The sequence below is a fragment of the Winogradskyella litorisediminis genome (assembly GCF_042675765.1).
Lineage (GTDB): Bacteria > Bacteroidota > Bacteroidia > Flavobacteriales > Flavobacteriaceae > Winogradskyella > Winogradskyella litorisediminis.
Genome location: NZ_JBHTJL010000012.1, coordinates 1 through 19,186 on the forward strand (window position 1 = coordinate 1; position 19,186 = coordinate 19,186).

The 19,186-nt window shown below is 34.0% G+C and carries 15 protein-coding genes; 5 read left to right on the forward strand and 10 right to left on the reverse strand.

Going from position 1 to position 19,186, the window contains the following annotated elements; genetic code table 11:
• Both ACFQ1Q_RS10075 and ACFQ1Q_RS10080 read left to right on the forward strand, forming a co-directional pair.
• Positions 1 to 715 (forward strand): T9SS type A sorting domain-containing protein (locus tag ACFQ1Q_RS10075; protein WP_386130759.1); only part of this gene is annotated, 715 nt, incomplete at its 5' end.
• A 180-nt stretch (positions 716 to 895) separates the two neighbouring features.
• Complete coding sequence (locus ACFQ1Q_RS10080) at positions 896 to 7,339, forward strand: LamG-like jellyroll fold domain-containing protein (protein ID WP_386130762.1); 6,444 nt, start codon at positions 896 to 898, stop codon at positions 7,337 to 7,339.
• 54 nt (positions 7,340 to 7,393) lie between these two features.
• Here ACFQ1Q_RS10080 and hisS read toward each other — a convergent pair whose 3' ends face one another.
• A complete protein-coding gene (hisS, locus tag ACFQ1Q_RS10085; protein WP_386130979.1) occupies positions 7,394 to 8,776 on the reverse strand; it encodes a histidine--tRNA ligase in 1,383 nt (460 codons plus the stop codon).
• Positions 8,777 to 8,991: 215 nt separating this feature from the next.
• Here hisS and ACFQ1Q_RS10090 point away from each other — a divergent pair, with 215 nt between their 5' ends.
• Complete coding sequence (locus ACFQ1Q_RS10090) at positions 8,992 to 10,236, forward strand: ABC transporter permease (protein ID WP_386130765.1); 1,245 nt, start codon at positions 8,992 to 8,994, stop codon at positions 10,234 to 10,236.
• A gap of 104 nt (positions 10,237 to 10,340) precedes the next feature.
• Here ACFQ1Q_RS10090 and ACFQ1Q_RS10095 read toward each other — a convergent pair whose 3' ends face one another.
• From ACFQ1Q_RS10095 to rpsF, 5 genes are all read right to left on the reverse strand, one after another.
• Positions 10,341 to 10,814, reverse strand: a complete 474-nt coding sequence (locus ACFQ1Q_RS10095) for a DUF6495 family protein (RefSeq protein ID WP_386130768.1) — start codon at positions 10,812 to 10,814, stop codon at positions 10,341 to 10,343.
• 32 nt (positions 10,815 to 10,846) lie between these two features.
• Complete coding sequence (locus tag ACFQ1Q_RS10100) at positions 10,847 to 11,713, reverse strand: glycerophosphodiester phosphodiesterase family protein (protein WP_386130771.1); 867 nt, start codon at positions 11,711 to 11,713, stop codon at positions 10,847 to 10,849.
• A gap of 76 nt (positions 11,714 to 11,789) precedes the next feature.
• On the reverse strand, positions 11,790 to 12,251 hold the full coding sequence (gene rplI / locus ACFQ1Q_RS10105; protein ID WP_386130773.1) for a 50S ribosomal protein L9: 462 nt from the start codon (positions 12,249 to 12,251) through the stop codon (positions 11,790 to 11,792).
• Between the two features lie 13 nt (positions 12,252 to 12,264).
• Positions 12,265 to 12,561, reverse strand: coding sequence for a 30S ribosomal protein S18 (rpsR, locus tag ACFQ1Q_RS10110; RefSeq protein ID WP_386130776.1), 297 nt, complete (start codon positions 12,559 to 12,561; stop codon positions 12,265 to 12,267).
• Between the two features lie 2 nt (positions 12,562 to 12,563).
• Positions 12,564 to 12,902 carry a 30S ribosomal protein S6 gene (rpsF, locus tag ACFQ1Q_RS10115; protein WP_386130779.1) on the reverse strand — a complete coding sequence of 113 codons (339 nt, stop codon included), beginning with the start codon at positions 12,900 to 12,902 and terminating at the stop codon, positions 12,564 to 12,566.
• 196 nt (positions 12,903 to 13,098) lie between these two features.
• Here rpsF and ACFQ1Q_RS10120 point away from each other — a divergent pair, with 196 nt between their 5' ends.
• Positions 13,099 to 13,794, forward strand: coding sequence for a LytR/AlgR family response regulator transcription factor (locus ACFQ1Q_RS10120; protein ID WP_386130782.1), 696 nt, complete (start codon positions 13,099 to 13,101; stop codon positions 13,792 to 13,794).
• A gap of 79 nt (positions 13,795 to 13,873) precedes the next feature.
• Here the strand turns inward: ACFQ1Q_RS10120 and priA are convergent, their stop codons facing one another.
• The 4 genes from priA to nadC are packed head-to-tail and all read right to left on the reverse strand — an operon-like array spanning position 13,874 to position 18,606.
• Positions 13,874 to 16,327, reverse strand: a complete 2,454-nt coding sequence (gene priA / locus ACFQ1Q_RS10125) for a replication restart helicase PriA (protein WP_386130784.1) — start codon at positions 16,325 to 16,327, stop codon at positions 13,874 to 13,876.
• Positions 16,327 to 16,746 (reverse strand): DUF2147 domain-containing protein, encoded by a 420-nt coding sequence (locus ACFQ1Q_RS10130; RefSeq protein WP_386130787.1) that lies wholly within the window; start codon positions 16,744 to 16,746, stop codon positions 16,327 to 16,329. The genes priA and ACFQ1Q_RS10130 overlap by 1 nt, the downstream gene beginning before the upstream one ends.
• Positions 16,743 to 17,696 (reverse strand): YihY/virulence factor BrkB family protein, encoded by a 954-nt coding sequence (locus ACFQ1Q_RS10135; RefSeq protein ID WP_386130790.1) that lies wholly within the window; start codon positions 17,694 to 17,696, stop codon positions 16,743 to 16,745. The genes ACFQ1Q_RS10130 and ACFQ1Q_RS10135 overlap by 4 nt, the downstream gene beginning before the upstream one ends.
• 52 nt (positions 17,697 to 17,748) lie before the next feature.
• The gene (nadC, locus tag ACFQ1Q_RS10140; protein WP_386130792.1) at positions 17,749 to 18,606 is read right to left on the reverse strand and encodes a carboxylating nicotinate-nucleotide diphosphorylase; all 858 of its coding nucleotides are present in this window, start codon (positions 18,604 to 18,606) and stop codon (positions 17,749 to 17,751) included.
• A gap of 100 nt (positions 18,607 to 18,706) precedes the next feature.
• Between nadC and rlmH the strand changes: the two genes are divergently transcribed.
• Entirely contained in the window at positions 18,707 to 19,180 is a 474-nt protein-coding gene (rlmH, locus tag ACFQ1Q_RS10145) for a 23S rRNA (pseudouridine(1915)-N(3))-methyltransferase RlmH (RefSeq protein ID WP_386130794.1), read from the forward strand.
• The last annotated feature ends 6 nt before the right edge of the window (positions 19,181 to 19,186 follow it).

Below are 19,186 nucleotides of genomic sequence, written 5' to 3' on the forward strand. Positions count from 1 at the left end.
TTGTGAGCGTCCTACTGATGGATTCCTTGCCTCTGAGTTAACTGGTACTGCTGATTGTGATGATGGCAATGCTGGTATCAACGCACCTATAACTTATTTTGAAGATAACGATGGTGATGGATTTGGCTCTTCGGTTTCAGCTGATTTCTGCCAGACTACTGCGCCTGCTGGTTATGTAGATAACAACACCGATTGTGATGATAATGATGCCGATGAGTTCCCTGGACAAACTTGGTATATCGATGCCGATGGTGATAATTTCGGAGCTTCTTTGGTAACTGCTTGTGAGCGTCCAATAAACGGATTTTTAATTACAGAACTATCTGGAACTGGAACTGACGACTGTGACGATACAAATCCTAATAAAAATCCTAATGGAGTAGAAATTCCAAATAACGGAATTGATGAAGACTGCGATGGTTTTGATGATACGACTTTAGATATCGATGAAGACATTTTAGAATCTTTCAGTCTATCACCTAATCCTTTTAATGATAATATTACGGTATTAATTCCTAGCAAATATATTGGAGACACATTTAATATCTCTATATATGATTTAAATGGAAGAAAAGTTTTTGATAAAACTAAAAGTGCTTCTAATACAACAATCAATATCAATGGCTTAAGTCACTTGCAAAAAGCACCTTATATTATCAGAATTAAAAACAATTCAACTAATAACGTGTTTAATTCAAAATTAATTAAATACTAGTTAAAACTTTAAACGAGACTATTTATACAGAAATAGTCTCGTTTTTTAAATTTACATATAACTCATAATCAGCTATTTAAAAAATATAAATGCATTTCATCGAATTTTTTTGCATTTCATAGAGTTAGTTAGTATGTTTGTACCGTAATATAGTCCCAAAACTATAAAATTAACCGCTTTATGAAAACTTATTACTCTTATTTAATAAGACCATTAGTCTTATTGTTATTTTTTATTTTTTCTAATCAAATATTACTATCGCAAACTGTTGTAGGTGATTATACGTTTACAGGAACGTTTGATGGTTGGATAGATGGTGGAACTTATGCAGGTTATGGCAACAATGCTTTATATTCTTGTACAAATAATGGTTATATTTTTTTAAGATATGATTATGATTTAGACACATCATCAGTTCTTACATCTCCAACCTATAATTTACAATCTTATACAAATTTAGATATTGATTTTTGTTATCATACACTAAATATAGATAACGGAGACGGATTTGATTTACAATATTTTGACGGTACAAGTTGGATAACAATAAGAACCTTTACTAGAGGCACAGATTTTACTGGAGATGGCGGTGGTGTTCAAAATTCTGCTACAGTTTCCATTGACAATTCTACCTACAATTTTGCAAATAATTCTCAATTGAGATTTAGAGGACAATCAAACCAAGCAGACGAATATGCTATTTTTGATGATGTTACTGTAACAGCCTCTGGCTGTGCAGCTGTAAACACATTCCCGTACAACGAAGGATTTGAATCTGGTTTAGGTCTATGGACACAGGATGGTGGAGACGATAGAGATTGGACAAGAAATTCTGGAGTTACTCCTTCAAATAATACAGGACCAAGTGGAGCAAATGAAGGTTTATTTTATTTATTTACTGAAGGAAGTAATCCAAATTTTAATTCTGAATTTAACCTAATAAGTACCTGTTTTGATTTATCATCTGCGTCTGTTGCTAACTTTTCATTTTATTATCATATGTATGGTAATAATATGGGAACACTCGATGTAGAGGTAAGCACAGATGGAGGTTCATCTTGGTCTGCTCCTGTCTGGACATTATCTGGTGAACAGCAAACTAGTAGTATTGAAGCATGGAGGCTAGCTACTATAGATTTATCAACTTATATCGGTCAAACTATAAAAATTAGATTTAGTGGTAACACAGGAGCTGATTTTACAAGTGATATGGCAATTGACAACATATCGTTAGAAACCAGCATACCAACTGGTCCTGAGATAAATATTGTTGGTAATTCTATGAATATTGTAGATGGAGACACGACTCCATCAGTAGCAGATGGTACAGATTTTGGCACAACTGATAACGTAACACCTATAAATAGAACATTCACTATACAGAACTTAGGAACTACCGATTTAATTTTAAACTCGTGGTCAAGTAGTAATAGTGATTTTAATATTACCATACCACCGGCATTAACAACTATACCTCCTGGAGGTTCAACTAATTTCACAGTATCATTTTTACCATCTGGCGCAGGAAATATAGGTAGTACCATAACTATTGATAATAATGATAGTGTTCCAGAAGATATATATACATTTTCAATACAAGGTGTAGGAGATTTGCCACCACCATCATATACTTACTATTTCAACACTTTTGAAAGTGGAAATGAGGGATGGAACAATATCACCTCAACTAATGATTCTTGGACTAGAACTAATTCATTTACTACTACTGACGAATTAGGAGAAGGTTATTTTTTCAGAAACACTAACTATAATTCCTATAGTAACAATACCAATATAGTTATTGAAAGTCCTGTATATAATTTTTCAAATGTTAATAATCTTAAATTAAGCCTTGATATTAAGTACAATACAGAAAATATTGAAGATGGTATAAAAATTTTATATTCTGTTGCTGGCGGACCATATTCCATATTAGGATCTACTGGTGATGGAACAAATTGGTATAGCGGCAATGTAACATCGTTAGGCAGCGATGGGTGGTCTGGAGATGGACACCCTACAGACCCTACTTTTACTGGCCCACACAATCAATTTGTGAATGCTTCATTAAATTTACCTGGTTCTACTTTTTCAAATCAATCAAACGTTAGATTTAGAATACAATTTTCATCTAATGGAGTAAATAATTTTGAAGGTGTAGCTTTCGATAATTTCAGGATAGAAGGAGATCCTATCGGAGTGTTGGTAGGTCCAACACCACCAGCACCAGCAAATGTTACAAGCAACCTAAGATTATGGCTAAAAGCTAATGAAGGAATAAGTACTTCAGATGGTTCTCCACTACTTTTATGGGAAGACCAAGCATATGTTTCAGCTGCTGTAGATAAAGAAGATGCTACATCAGGTATTGGTATAGCGCCAACATATAGAGACAATGCTAATAGAAATATAAATTATAACCCAGTAGCAGATTTCGATAATACAACAACAAATTACATGAATGGAAAAGGTGGATTATTTTCACAAGATTTATTTGTTGTGTTTCGAAGTGATGATACAATAGAAAACGAAACAGGAACTTTTACTCCTGGAAGACAATTTGCAATTGGTGCACGCTTTGCAGAAACTGATTACCATGAGGATGCTTCTGGTATTGCTGCAGGAAGTTCTACAGCACGTTATGATAATGAGGTTTTAGCTTTTAATATTAGTTCGTTTCCAAACGCAGCTACTTCAGGACCAAACGACACATCATATGGTAGAGCTTATACGTCTACAACAGACACCTTTAGCAATCATCCAATTATCGTAAACATTAAAACAAACCCAGGAGCAACAGCTGCAGAAATTTATAAAAACGGTAAAAAAGTAGATAACACTACGGGACAGGCTGGAAATGGAACAGATTTAAACTTTAATGAGCTCGAAAACTTACCTTATCTAATAGGTACAGGACGTTCTGGTATTGCTGGGCGTACAACTTCGCAAATGAATGGTATGATTGCGGAAATCATTTCGTACTCTTCACCAAATTCTGCGATTAATAAACAAAAAATTCAGTCTTATTTGGCCTTAAAGTATGGTGTAACGCTTCAAGATGATGCCTCTACTTTATTAGACCACAGACTAAATGACGAAAATTATATTGACTCTGCAGGAACCATCATATGGAACACTACAGACACAGATGGTAGTGGCAACTCCTACAACTACGATGTTGCTGGTGTCGGAAGAGATGATGCTTCTAATTTAGACCAAAGACAATCACGTAGCCAAAATGACGAATCGGATGGCACTGGCCCTACTAGCGGTTTTTTAACTATGGGATTAAGCGATATCTATGACACTAACAATGTAAACCTAGCTAATACTTCGGCGTTTTCAGATAGAAATTTTATTATGTGGGGTAATAACAATGCTAGCTTAGATGCAACGCCTTCAACAATTACTGTAGACATGAGTGCTGATATAACAGGACTTAATACAGATGTTTCCTTTATTGGGATGCAACGTATTTGGAGAGTAAAAGAAACAGGCGATGTTGGTAGAATGAAAATTCGTATTCCTGAGAGCGTGGTTCGTAACATTTCGCCTCCAGGAAGTTACTTAATGTTTATTTCAGAAACTGGGGTATTTACGCCAACTGCACAGTATAGAGTAATGACGGCTGATGGCAACGGAAACTTAGAAGCTGATTATGATTTTCCAAGCAATGCTGTAAGATATATTACTTTTGGTTATGCGCCAGAAATAATTGTAGAGCGCTCTATAAACTTTGAGCCAACTGCCCAAAATTATATTGATGTTGAAGATAATTTAGATTTAAATTCTGCTTTTACATTGTCAACTTGGATAAAAAGAGAATCAGACTCTCGTAACAAATCAATTATATCAAAAAGGGATGCATCATATGCACAAGGTTATGACCTTAAAATTTTAAACAGCCAACGTGTTGAAATGTCATGGAAAAATGGTGGAACACACCGTATTCAATCAGCTGTAGTTATTCCACAAAACGTTTGGCATCATATTGCAATTACCCACAATGGTACTACTGCAAGATTATATATAGATGGTGTATTAGAAACAACAGCAAACTTACCTTTGCCAGCTGATACAGATAGATCATTTTTAATTGGTGCAGCAGGTAGAGACGGAAACTCAACAGCACATTTTGACGGAAATATTGATGAAGTTCGTGTATGGAACACTGCTTTAACAGAAAGTCAAATACGTTTTTTAATGAATCAAGAATTAGAAAACAATCCTGGTACAATCGGTAAATATTTTAATGCAAGTAGCATTCTTCCAACAAAAAATGATGCTTCTGGCTTAGATTTTACCAACCTTAGAGCTTATTTCCCAATGTCGCGTTACACATATACCAATACAAATGACGAGTCTGGAAACGATTTAGTGGGTTATTTAAGACAATTGAGAACTGTAGATTTTCAAACTGCACCTCTACCTTATATTTCTACTCAAAATGGAGATTGGACATCAAATAATACTTGGACAAACGGTAACTTACAATACATTCCTGGTTCACGTTCTATTGCTGATAGTGACATCACAGTAAACTGGAATATAGTTGAGACTTCTCACGATATTACTATAGATAATACAGATATATTCACTGTACCTGATACGGATGGAAACGATACAGAAGGAAACAGAACTGTATTAGCGCATGTACAAACTGCAGGAACAATCACTGTAAATGGCGATAATACGTCTAAAACAGGATTTGGTTATACAGTTACGCATTACCTAGAAATGAGCGGTAAGTTTGACCTAGAAGGAGAATCTCAACTAATACAAACATTGGGTAGTGATTTAATTTTAGGACCATCTGCTGAACTAGAAAAAGACCAGCAAGGTACTGTAAACACATATCATTACAACTATTGGTCTTCTCCTGTTGGAGAAACTAGTATAGCTCCTGCGAGCATAAATCCAAACAGACATTCTTATTCGGTTACCGATGTAATGAGAGATGGCACAAATGCAGTTAATTTTTCAAGTTCAGGTTATGATGGAGCTGCAACCAACCCAGTGACAATTGCAGATTATTGGATTTGGAAATTTGCCAACAATCCCGATGGTGACTACTCAGCTTGGGAACATGTAAGGAGAACTGGTAATATTGAGCCTGGTGAAGGTTTTACGATGAAAGGACCTGGAACATCAACAACTGAGCAAAACTACACTTTCTTAGGTAAACCAAATAATGCTGACATTAGCCTAACTATTAGTCAATATAATGATTACTTAGTTGGTAACCCATATGCTTCAGCTATTGATGCAAGACAATTTATCTTAGATAACGGGCCTACTTTAGCATTTAACGAAGGATTAATTCATATCGTGTTAGATGAATTTGATAATCCTGTTAATGACAGTAATGGAAATCCTATTTATCAAACAGATGGCGGAAGTGAATATACCATGCAGGTAACTGGAGGTGGTACACCTGTCAATGATGCAAATGGTAATCCTATTTATTTAGATGGAGACGACAACCCACATTATGCACTTTTAGATAGTGGTGGTAGCCCAGTTTTAGATAGCAACGGATACATTGTTTATATTGTAACTGGCTATTCTACTGAGGATGATGCAACAACTAGTGGATCTCTATATTTCTGGGAACATTGGGGCGGCGGAGATCATATCCTTGCAAATTATCAAGGTGGCTATGGAACTTATAATCTATCAGGTAGTATTGCTGCGCCATTTAGTATAGTTGGTACATCAGACCCAGATGTATCACAATCTGGATCTGGTACAAAAGCGCCAGGAAGATATATTCCTGTTGGTCAAGGTTTCTTTGTAGTTGCAGATAATGGCGGAACAATAAACTTTAATAACGGACAGCGTGTGTTTAAGAAAGAATCAGCTACTAATGGTGAATTTTTTAGAACAACAAACACTAATAATCAACCGGCAACAGTGCAAACTACGGATGAAGCAGATACAAGACACAAAATAAAACTTGGTTTTGAGTCTATTGCTCAACAGCACAGACAATTATTATTAACTATTGACGAAAAAGCAACAGCTGGAATGGATTGGGGCTTCGACGCTACAACATACGATTATAAAGATGATGAAATGTTTTGGACAATAGGAAACAATTGGTGTGTTATTCAAGGAGCGCCTTCTATGGACGCAGATGTTAGTTACCCATTAGTCATTTACACATCAGAAGATGGAGAAAACACAATTAAAATTGATGAACTCATAAACTTTGAAGCTGATGAAAACGTTTACCTACATGACATTGAACTTAATTATTACCACAATTTAAGAGAAGGAGATTACGAAATTTTCTTAAATGCAGGTTACTATGATACAAGATTTGCAATAGTATTTGCTGACCAAAATCAAAGTTTAAGTACAGACGATGAAATTTTAAACGAAAACAGTTTAGATGTTAGATACGCTAACAATATAGATAAAGTTGTACTTATCAACCCACACGGATTAGATGTTAAGTCAATCGAAGTTTATAATATTCTTGGACAATCAATCATTACTATCGATGAGATTAAAACAGGAAATCAAACAGAATACAACGTTGGGACACTAAGTTCTGGACCTTATATCATTAAATTAAATACTGTAAGCGGTTCGGTATCTAAAAAAGTATTGGTAAATTAATCCAAAGAAGAACTTTAACTCAACAAAAAAGCCTCGTTAATTCGAGGCTTTTTTTTATGATAATTTTTCTTGCAATTCTTGCAGCGAAACGGTTATTTGTTCTCCAGAAGACATATCTTTTAAACTATAAACCTTAGATTTTAGCTCCTCATCTCCTATCACAACCACAAACGGAATGTTCCGTTTGTTGGCATAATTCATCTGCTTTTTCATTTGCTTACCAGAAGTTATCAAATCAGGAAACAATTCGGCATTAATAGATTGTTCCCGTAATTGAGATACTGCTTTTAAAGAATATAAAGCTTCTTGCTCTCCAAAATTTAAGAACAATACTTTTGTGTTTTCTAAAACTGACTCCGGAAAAAGATTTAGTTCTTCCAAAACAAGATAAATTCGGTCTAAACCAAAACTAATACCAACGCCGCTCATATTTTGTAAACCGAAAATGCCTGTTAAGTCATCGTAACGTCCGCCGCCACCAATCGAGCCCATTTTTACACCATCAGGTGCAGAGACTTCAAAAATAGCGCCTGTATAGTAATTCAATCCGCGTGCTAATGTAACATCAAGTTGAAGTATTGCAGACTTTAATTCTAATTGAGAAATCGCGGTATTTATAAATTCTAATTCTTCAATACCTTTTAATCCAATTTCTGAAGTGATTAAAATAGATTTTAAACTTTCAATTTGAGCTCCAAAACTACCCGAAAGCTCAAATAAAGGTTGAAGTTTTGCAATGCCATTGTCAGGAATGCCTTTAGATAGCATTTCCTCTTTCACCTTCTCCTCGCCTATTTTATCGAGCTTGTCTAGCGCCACAGTAAAATCAATAAGCTTGTCTTGTGCACCAATCACTTCAGCAATACCAGATAAAATCTTTCGATTATTAATTTTTAAAGTTGCGCCCTTAAGCTGTAATGCTGAAAATACTGCATCGTAAAGTTGAATAAACTCAACCTCTTGAAACAATGACGTACTGCCAACAACATCTGCATCGCATTGGTAAAACTCTCTAAAACGTCCTTTTTGTGGTCGGTCTGCTCGCCAGACAGGCTGAATTTGATAGCGTTTAAATGGAAACTCAATTTCGTTTTGGTGTTGTACTACGTAACGCGCAAATGGCACAGTTAAATCATAACGAAGGGCTTTTTCTGAGATTTTTGGCGTCAACTTCGTTTCTGAACGTTCTGCATAATCTTCATCAGATATTTTTTTCAAATATTCTCCAGAATTCAAAATCTTAAAAATTAATCTATCACCTTCATCACCGTATTTTCCCATTAAGGTTTCAGAATTTTCAAAACTTGGTGTTTCTATAGGTTGAAATCCATATACTTGAAACTGTTTTTTAATCGTATCAAAAATATAGTTGCGTTTTGCAACAGTTTCAGAATTAAAATCTCTTGTTCCTTTTGGTATGCTTGGTTTTTGTGCCATATTTATTTCCCACGAAAGTAGGAATCTCATTTTAATTAATTTCAAAAACGCTTCGACATCGCTAAGCGTGACTTTACATTGTTTTAAAAATAACAATGTGAAGTCACAAAAATATTATAAATTTTAGAGGCGTAGCCAAGTAATTTCAAATTTGTAGTAACTTTATTGGCGTTTGTTAGTCTTATAGCAAAACGACCCTAACCTTACACTGAAAAATGAAGATTTCTCTTTTTAAAGAAAATGTAAAAATAGCACTTGGCTCCATTAAAGGTCAACTACTTAGAACTATACTTACCGTTATTATTATTGGTATAGGAATCATGGCTTTAGTCGGAATTTTAAGCGGTGTTGGTGCATTAGAGAATACCATTGCTGGTAACTTTTCGTCAATGGGCGCAAATACGTTTAATATTCAGCGTTATGAATTTAGAACACAACGTCAAAGTGGTCGAGAACGACAGAAAGTAAATCCCGTTATTACTTACAGAAATGTCAAAGATTTTGAAGAAAAATATGATTTTCCATTTACAAAAACCTCCATTTCTTTTACAGGAACTTTTGCCGCTGAAGTAAAAACGGATGACAAAAAAACAGACCCAGAAGTTAGAGTATTGGGAGCAAACGAGCATTTTTTAGAAAATTCTGGTCTCGAAATTGAAGATGGCCGTGGTTTTAATGTATTTGATGTTACAAATAACAATTCGGTTTGTGTCATTGGTGCGGATTTGGTAAAAGCCCTTTTTAAGGACGAAAATCCAATAGGAAAAGAAATTAGTGTCAGAGGTTCTAAATTTAAGGTCATTGGTCACCTAAAAGCTAAAGGTGCTACGTTTGGCAATAATGAAGATTTGCGAGTTATAATTCCTATACAAAAAGCTCGTTCTATTTTTACAAGTCCGTTTATTAACTATGCTTTAAGCATAAAAGTGGACAAAAAGGATATGCTTGAAGGTGCGCAAGACGATGCCATACAAACTTTTAGAAATATAAGAGGATTAAACCCAATTGAGGAAAATAATTTTGGAATTGAGCGAAGCGATGATTTACTAAATCGTGGTGCAGACATATCTGAATATTTGTATTTAGCAGCCTGGATAATTAGTATAGTAACAATTTTTGGTTCTACAATAGCACTCATGAACATTATGCTCGTTTCTGTAAGTGAACGCACACGAGAAATTGGAGTGCGTAAAGCACTTGGTGCAAAGAGCAGAACTATTGCTGTTCAGTTTTTTATGGAAACGTTAACCATAAGCGTAATGGGTGCAGCCTTAGGAATTTTTCTTGGCGTACTGATTGGTTGGGGATTATCTTCAGTATTTGATTTGATATTTACATTCCCATTTTTTGCTATGACATGGGCGATAATTATTTCGTTTATCGTTGCAATTATTTCTGGAGTATATCCAGCGTCTAAGGCAAGTAAATTAGATCCTGTAGAGTCGCTAAGGTATGAGTAAAGCCCTTTGCTGTGGACTTAGCAAAACTCTCAAATAGATGTGATGCTAATACTTACACTTTAAAGTAATTACAAAAACACTAGTCACTTAAAACCAGTACTAAACTACTGTTTTATAAGCTTTTCAAAATACTGAAACAATTCGCCTTTAGTAATATTTGCGCCTTGTTGAATCAATTTAAATATGTCTAAATGCTTATCGTCCGAGTAATCTTTTTTTGCATTAAAAAACTCTACACTATCCGATAGCAAATTGTTACGCAGCCATGCAAAACCATCTTTTGTTGTAAAATCTATCGCTGTATTATTGATACGCAAAGCAATTAAATGCATGTCGTTTTCTCTACACTTAAATAAGTGGATTTGTTGCGGTGAAATATGCTCTAAATATTCAACCTTACTTAATACACCAAACCATACTAAGTCGCTAAATACATCTAACTCTTGCTCAGCAGCTTCGGGTTTATTCTTTTTTATATCTGCCCATTCGTCTGCGGTTATAGATTGTGTAGCTAAAAAATTGATAAACTCTTGGTGTAATTCTTCAAACTGTTCTTTTGTAAGTCTTGCGTATTTCATTTCTGCTGAATTTATTTCAGTATCTCGTATTTTTATTTATTAATTGTCTCGTTTACTGCAAACGGTCTGTCTGTTGCAATCATATCTACACCGAGTTTTAACCATTGATTATATAAATCATTTCCTCTTGCTGCCGCACGTTTATCAAGGTTACCTAAAGTTCCTAAAGTTGCCAAAATATCATTATCGTGCAAACGGCTAAATAAAGATTTGTCGGACAATCGTGTTCCTGTAAACGCAAACATATTTTTTGTTGGAATATCAGTTGCTAAAAGTGCATCTAATTCGGCATTATTTCTTGCCGAAACTGATAATAACATATTTGGTGCACTAGCGTAAGCTGTTTTTGCTTGGGCTAAATTGTAAGTAATGATGATACATACATCTTCTGCTTCAGCTTTTTTTATTGCGTCAATTACTTCTTTTTGCGGTACGCTTCTCTTTATATCTACACTTAAAACAACATTATTCTGTTTACTCCATGCCAAAACATCAGAAAAGAGTGGAATTTTAAATGAAGTTTCATTACCAAAATCATCTACAAGATTTATTGATTTTAATTCGTTATATGTTAGATTTTTAACTAGACCAGTACCTGTAGTCGTACGGTCAATAGAGTTATCGTGCATTAATATAAGCTGTTCATCTTTTGTTTTTGCAATATCAATTTCAAAAATAGCATCCATTTTACTATTGACATATTGTATTGTTTCCAGGCAGTTTTCAGGGTAGTTTTTTATAGATTTTCCACCACGATGAACACTTATTTTTGGGGCCTTGTTGTTTGAATACCTATAAATGCTTAATAATACCGAACCTTCAGTAGATACCACATCTTTCTTGTCGGACTTACAGCCTAATAAAAATAAGCTAAAAACTAATACATAAAAAAACCTCATGATTTTTGATTTTTGGATGAATAAAAAAACCGTTCAGTTTGCACTAAACGGTCTTAAATTATAATACTAAAGGAGATTAAGCTTCTGCAACAACTTCGAAAGTGAAGTCTACAGTTACAGATCTGTGTAAACGGATAGCCGCTTCGTACTGACCTAAACGCTTAATGTTACCACCGTTGATAGAAATAAATTTCTTATCAATGTCGTGTCCTTCATTTCTAAGCGCTTCTGCTAAATCCATATTGGTTATAGAACCAAATAATTTGTCTCCTGCAGTTGCTCCTGTTCCAGCTTTAGCTGTAATTTTCACATCTAATTGATTTAAAGCTTCAGCAGTTTTTTCAGCTTCAGCAATAACACTTTTTTCTTTATAGGCTTTTTGCTTTAAGTTTTCAGCTAATACTTTCTTTGCAGAAGTCGTAGCTAAAATAGCTTGCCCTTGAGGAATTAAAAAATTTCTACCATAACCGTTCTTTACTGTTACAATATCGTCTTTAAATCCTAAATTCTCAACGTCTTGTTTTAATATAAGTTCCATTGTTATGATATATTTATTTTAATAAATCAGCTACATATGGCATTAAAGCCAAATGTCTAGCTCTTTTTACCGCTACAGATACTTTTCTTTGGTATTTTAAAGATGTTCCTGTTAAACGTCTTGGTAATAATTTTCCTTGCTCGTTTACAAAACTTAATAGAAAGTCTGCATCTTTATAGTCTACATACTTGATACCAGATTTTTTGAAACGGCAATACTTCTTTTTCTTAGAAGTTTCTATGTTCAAAGGCGTAAGATATCTAATCTCTCCTTCTTTTTTTCCTTTTGCTTGTTGATCTATAGATGCCATAATTACGCTTTTTGTTTGTTTCTGTTTCTTCTTTTCTCAGCCCAAGCAATTGCATGCTTGTCTAATTTAACAGTTAAGTAACGCATAAAACGCTCATCACGTCTAAACTCTAACTCTAATTGTTCAATAACTTCTCCAGCTACTGTGTACTCAAATAAGTGATAAAAACCACTTTTTTTGTTTTGGATTGGATACGCTAATTTCTTTAAGCCCCAATCTTCTTTGGCAATCATCTTAGCTCCGTTAGAAGTGAGTAAATCTTCGTACTTCTTTACTGTCTCCTTTATCTGGTCATCAGATAAAACGGGATTTAAGATGAAAACAGTTTCATAATGATTCATAATAAATTGTTTTGTTTATTGTTAAAACGGGTGCAAAAATACGTATTATTTAAAAGTGTACCAAGCATTTATTACTAATTTTTGATGGTTATTAATTGTAATAATTTTTTACATTTTCTGCATTTAATCGATGATTTTTGGTATTTGTCCGAATTTTTTGTACTATTGTCGAAGCTTAACCTAAAAATTGAATGTTATGACTTTAAATTGTGTAGTTGTCGATGACTCAGCAATTCAGCGTTTATCTATAGTAAAACTCATAGAAAATCACGAGTCCCTAAATCTCGTCGCCGAATACAGCAGTGCATTAGAAACTAAAAACGGATTAAATACCAAAAAGGTAGATTTAATCTTTCTTGATATCGAAATGCCTGTCCTAAATGGGTTTGAATTACTAGATGTACTAAATAATAAGCCCCAAATTATTTTTGTTACTGGTAAAACCGAATACGCATTTAAAGCATTTAACTACGACGCAACAGATTATTTACAAAAACCAATTACCAAAGATCGCTTTAATCAAGCTGTTGAAAAGGCCATTGAGCAGCATAAACTAAAATTAGACTTTAACGAAACTGAAGGCGAACACATCTTTGTAAAAAGTAACCTAAAAAAGCGAAAAGTATATATTAAAGATATTAAATGGATTGAAGCTCTTGGTGATTACGTTAAGGTAGTCACTGAAGAAAACAGTCTTGTTGTTTTATCGACAATGAAAGCTTTTGAAAAAGAACTACCAGAAGGTAAATTTTTAAGAATTCATAAATCTTACATTGTCAACTTAGATAAAATTGACAGATTTAACAGTAAAAACGTTGAAGTTGGAGCTTACGAAATACCGTTAAGCCGAAACAAGAAGACACAGCTTGTTGATGCTTTAAACAATATGTAAAGCAAACATTCCCCTATATAAAGAATCCTATTCATTGTTTTGAATAGGATTTTTTTGTATTTAAAAACTAGTTAAATACTTACTGATTATCAACATTAATAATAACTCTAACAGACCTAAAATCTTTAACCGCATTAAAGCTGTTATCAACTTTTAAAATAGCTTCTTTTGTTTTTCCTAAAGCCTGACCTGGCGGAATTTTAATTAGAATATTTTTATGAAACTGATTTCTAATTCGAGATACTGGCGGAAACTCTGGACCTAAAACATTAGCTTTAAACAATTGTCTTAAAGATTTAGCATACCAATCTGCAGCAAGATTTACACGATTATAGTCTTTATGCTTCAGCGTTATTTTTATCAACCTAAAAACCGGTGGATATTTATAATTGTGTCGCTCATTCAGTTGCTCCTTATACATCTCATAATAAGAATTAGTAGATACTTGTTGCAAAATATTATGATGCGGATTGTAAGTCTGAATTAAAACTTTGCCGCGTAAATCCGTTCGTCCTGCTCTACCCGATACTTGTGCCATTAATTGGTAACTGCGCTCATGTGCCCTAAAATCTGGAAAATTCAATAAATTGTCGGCATTCATAATTCCAACTAATTTTACGTGCCTAAAATCTAAACCTTTGGTTAGCATTTGCGTACCAACAAGAATGTCAATTTCTTTTTGCTCAAATTTTGTTATGAGACGTTCAAAACCATATTTGCCTCGTGTGGTGTCTAAATCCATTCGAGCAGTTTTGTAATCTGGAAATAGTGTTTTTACTTCTTCTTCTATCTGTTCTGTACCAAAACCTTTAGTATCTAAAGTTGTATTACCACAAGCTTGGCAACTTTTTAGCATCGCTGAATTGTAGCCACAATAATGACAGCGTAATTGGTCTCGATATTGGTGATACGTTAAACTTACATCGCAATTAGGACATTGTGGAGAATGACCGCAGGTTGTACATTCAATAATTGGTGAAAATCCACGTCTATTTTGAAACAAAATAATCTGAAAACCTGCTTCTAAAGCTTCAGTCATTTCTTCTATTAATCGGTCGCTAAAATGACCTTTCATGCGTTTGCGTTTGTACTTATCTGCCAAATCTACCAATTCAATTTCTGGCATTAAAACGTTGTTGTAACGCTGGTTTAGTTCCACCAAACCGTATTTACCTTGTGAAGCGTTATAATAACTTTCTAAACTTGGCGTGGCTGTTCCCAGTAAAGTTTTCGCTTTAAAAATATGGGCTAAAACAATAGCCGCATCTCTAGCATGATATCGTGGCGCAGGGTCAAATTGTTTAAAAGACTGCTCATGTTCTTCATCTACCAGAATAAGGCCTAAATCGCTAAATGGCAGTAACAAAGCAGACCTTGCTCCTATGATAATCTGTGCCTTTTCTTCTTTGTGCAGAATATTATTCCAAGCTTCTACGCGCTCATTACTTGAATAACGTGAGTGAAAAACAGCCACCTTTTCACCAAAATGATTTTGCAATCGTGAAACCAATTGTGTAGTTAAAGCAATTTCAGGTAACAAGTACAATACCTGTTTATTGAGCTCCAATTGTTCTTCAATAAGCTTAATGTAAATTTCGGTTTTACCAGAAGATGTTACGCCATGCAACAAAACTACTGGCTTTTCTTCGAATGACGTTTTAATTTCATTTATGGCTTTTTCTTGAAATTCGTTTAATGTTTTTTCTTCGGAATCTGTTTCGCCATCAAACGAAACACGGTCGGTTTGAATGTGATATTCTTCAAGTATTTCTTTGTCAATTAAAGCTTTTACGATGGCGCTTGAAGCACCACTTTGCGCAGATAAATCTGAAACTTTTATTGGTTTTTTTGATTGTACTTCTAGCTGAAATAAACTTAAAACCACTTCGCGTTGTTTCTTAGCGCGATTTAAATCCTCTAATAATTCTTGAAGTTTTCCTTCAGACTTATAACTAGAATGCAACCTAACATAACGCACCAATTTTGGTATATACTTTTGATAAATTTCTTCTTGAAGAACAACAGCCCCTTTTTCAACAAGTGCATTGATTATAGGCAAAACACGCTTTTTATCTAAAATTGAAATGACATCACCAATTTTTAAAGAAGATTGATGATGCAAAGCTTCGTAAATTAAAAATTCGTCATCTTTTAATTCAGAATCATTGATGACAACACTTTCATTTTTAGAAATAATGGTTTCACTCTCTAAAATAAAGGCATTTGGCATTGCGGCGCGCATCACTTCGCCTAAACTGCACATGTAATATTTTGATATCCACTCCCAATGTTTCAATTGATTTTTGGTTACTATTGGTGCTTCATCTAAAATTTGATGAATGGTTTTGGCTTCGTATGCTGTTGGTGGATTTTTATGAATGTTATAAACTAAAGCGGTATAGATTTTACTTTTACCAAAAGGTACAGCAACACGCATTCCTGGTTCTAGGAAATCGACCTCAGCTTTAGTAATATGATATGTAAAGGCTTTTTGAAGCGGAATGGGCAGTATAACGTCAATAAAATCTAACATTAGTTAACGCGTTTCCAATATTGTGTTTTGTAAAAAAAAGCAATATAACCTCTAACTCGCAACTCATTAGGATTGTCTTCAAATTTTAGTTGACATTTATACACCTTACCGTTTGAAGGATTTAAAATAGTGCCGCTAGAATACTCGTCTTCTTCTAACTCCATATCATTAATAATCGTCATGCCTAAAACAGATTTACCTTTCATCTCTCCTCTACATACATCGCACTTGGGATTCGGCTTACTTGGATTTATTAATTCAACAATATCTCCATAATATTTATCTCCTTTTTTGTAAATATTTACAATAGATTTTTCCTTGCCCGTTTCATCGTCAATGGTTTTCCATTTTCCAACAAGTGATTGCGCTTCAAGTTGTATAAAACTTAATACTAATATGATGAAACAAAATTTTTTCATTCTTCCTCTTCTGATAAATTTATTTTATGCAATCCACGAATCGTAGCGTTAAGCTCGTAACCTAACAGCAGTATATTTGCATTTAACCATAAATACAAGAGTAATATTAATAAGGCACCAATAGAACCATACAACTCATTATATCTCGAAAAATTATCGATATACACTCCAAATAAAAAGGAAGTTAACATAATAAGTAAAGTTGTAAATAAAGCACCAATAGAGAAAAAACGTGACTCGCGACCATCTTTTGTGCCAAAATAATATAATGTTGCAATGCCGATATACGTCATAATTACAAAAAACAAATATTTACCAAACTGAACATAACCCAATCCGCCGTCCTCAAATGCTCTTCCGCTAAAAGTTTCATAAAGTGGAGTGATTATATAAATCTGAGTATAAAAGAAAACCGCAACTGTAAATAATACCAAAAAGGCTAATATTAGCGCCACACCAAATGCGTACATGTATTGCTTAAAGATACTGCGCACCAACTGTTTATGATACGAATTTTCGAATCCCGAAAACACTGCACTTACGCCATTTGCCATTAAAAACATAGATAATAAAAAAACTGAAGACAATAAACCTGCTTGCTCATTAGATTTTAAATTTTCAAAAATATTACCCATGAAAAAATCTGAAGTTTGTGGCGGTAAAAACGTCTGTAAAAAATCTTGAAATGCAAGTGGAAACCCTTCAATTGGGATTAATGGAATGAGTATAATTACAAATAATAAAAACGGAAAAATAGCCGTAAAAAAACTAAAAGCAATAGCACTTGCTCTGGCTGTTAATGTGCCTTTAACAATGCCTAAACCATAAAGCTCGAGTAAATCGTAAAGCGTTAAACCGTCTAAACCTGGCAGCTCAATTTTTTGCAAAAAAACAACAATGTTTTTTACAACTGGTATTTGTTTTAAACTGTCTTCTATAGATTCAGCCATTTAGATTTACGAATTTTGATTTAAGATTAAGCTTATTAGACTCTAATTTTTACTAAACCGCTTTTAAGCTTAAATCCATATTATAAACACTATGAGTTAAAGCACCTGACGAAATATAATCTACACCACATTCGGCATAATGTCTTACGGTTTTTTCGTTGATACCACCAGAAGATTCTGTTAAGCATTTATCACCAATGAGTTTTACAGCTTTTCTCGTATCTTCATAATTAAAATTATCGATAAGAATACGATACACGCCGCCAGCATCAAGAATTTCTTGAATTTCCTCAAGGTTCCTTGCTTCGACAATAATCTTTAAATCACGACCTGTTTCTTTAAGATATTCCTTTGTTTTAGCAATAGCTTTACTTACACTACCCGCAAAATCAATGTGATTGTCTTTTAGCATAATCATATCGTACAAAGCAAATCTATGATTTTCTCCACCGCCTATTTTCACTGCCCATTTTTCTAGAGCTCTAATTCCTGGTGTGGTTTTTCGGGTGTCCAAAATTTTAGTTCCTGTGCCTTCTAATAAATCGACAAAGACTTTAGTTTTCGTCGCAATGGCACTCATACGCTGCATGGCATTTAATACTAAACGTTCAGCCTTGAGAATAGATTGCGAAGCGCCTTCTACGTAAAACGCAATATCACCATATTTCACTTCAGAACCATCTTCTATTAAAGTTTCCACTTTCATATCTGTATCTACATAATTGAATACCTGTTTTGCAAATTCTACTCCAGCAATTATACCTTCATCTTTTACTAACAGCTTAGCTTTTCCTTGTGCTGATGCGGGAATACAAGATAGCGAACTATGGTCACCATCGCCTACATCTTCACGGATGGCATTAGCGATAATGAGCTCTATTTCTTTATTGAATTGTTCTTTTGAAATCATTGGGATTTGTATTTAACGTAAAAATATGAAATTGATTTACGATATACGATTGTCAATTTAATAAATCGTAAATCATAAATTGTAATTCGTAAATTTGAGCATGCAAATTAAACTCATCGCCATAGGAAAAACCGACAATAAGCAATTACAATCTTTAATTGCAGATTATCAAAAACGTTTAGGGTTTTATATAAAATTTCAATTGGAAATTATTCCAGATTTAAAGAAAGTAAAGCATCTTTCTGAAGCTCAACAAAAAGACAAAGAAGGCGAATTAATTTTAGCGAAAACACAAAACTCAGACGTTATTATTCTTTTGGATGAAAACGGAAAACAAATGGATTCTGTAGCATTTTCCACTTACTTACAAAAACACCTCAACTCAGGAATTAAGCAGCTCATTTTTGTCATTGGTGGACCTTACGGCTTTTCTGATGCGCTTTATCAGCGTGCCAATGGTAAACTTGGCTTATCTAAAATGACTTTTAGCCATCAAATGGTACGACTTTTTTTTATTGAACAATTGTATCGTGGTTTTACCATACTAAAAAATGAGCCTTATCATCATCGATAAGACTCA

Bases quoted from the DNA above. Each gene is read 5' to 3' on its own strand.
- ACFQ1Q_RS10080 (WP_386130762.1), top strand. From the start codon at position 896: ATGAAAACTTATTACTCTTATTTAATAAGACCATTAGTCTTATTGTTA.
- hisS (WP_386130979.1), bottom strand. From the start codon at position 8,776: ATGGCACAAAAACCAAGCATACCAAAAGGAACAAGAGATTTTAATTCT.
- ACFQ1Q_RS10090 (WP_386130765.1), top strand. From the start codon at position 8,992: ATGAAGATTTCTCTTTTTAAAGAAAATGTAAAAATAGCACTTGGCTCC.
- ACFQ1Q_RS10095 (WP_386130768.1), bottom strand. From the start codon at position 10,814: ATGAAATACGCAAGACTTACAAAAGAACAGTTTGAAGAATTACACCAA.
- ACFQ1Q_RS10100 (WP_386130771.1), bottom strand. From the start codon at position 11,713: ATGAGGTTTTTTTATGTATTAGTTTTTAGCTTATTTTTATTAGGCTGT.
- rplI (WP_386130773.1), bottom strand. From the start codon at position 12,251: ATGGAACTTATATTAAAACAAGACGTTGAGAATTTAGGATTTAAAGAC.
- rpsR (WP_386130776.1), bottom strand. From the start codon at position 12,561: ATGGCATCTATAGATCAACAAGCAAAAGGAAAAAAAGAAGGAGAGATT.
- rpsF (WP_386130779.1), bottom strand. From the start codon at position 12,902: ATGAATCATTATGAAACTGTTTTCATCTTAAATCCCGTTTTATCTGAT.
- ACFQ1Q_RS10120 (WP_386130782.1), top strand. From the start codon at position 13,099: ATGACTTTAAATTGTGTAGTTGTCGATGACTCAGCAATTCAGCGTTTA.
- priA (WP_386130784.1), bottom strand. From the start codon at position 16,327: ATGTTAGATTTTATTGACGTTATACTGCCCATTCCGCTTCAAAAAGCC.
- ACFQ1Q_RS10130 (WP_386130787.1), bottom strand. From the start codon at position 16,746: ATGAAAAAATTTTGTTTCATCATATTAGTATTAAGTTTTATACAACTT.
- ACFQ1Q_RS10135 (WP_386130790.1), bottom strand. From the start codon at position 17,696: ATGGCTGAATCTATAGAAGACAGTTTAAAACAAATACCAGTTGTAAAA.
- nadC (WP_386130792.1), bottom strand. From the start codon at position 18,606: ATGATTTCAAAAGAACAATTCAATAAAGAAATAGAGCTCATTATCGCT.
- rlmH (WP_386130794.1), top strand. From the start codon at position 18,707: ATGCAAATTAAACTCATCGCCATAGGAAAAACCGACAATAAGCAATTA.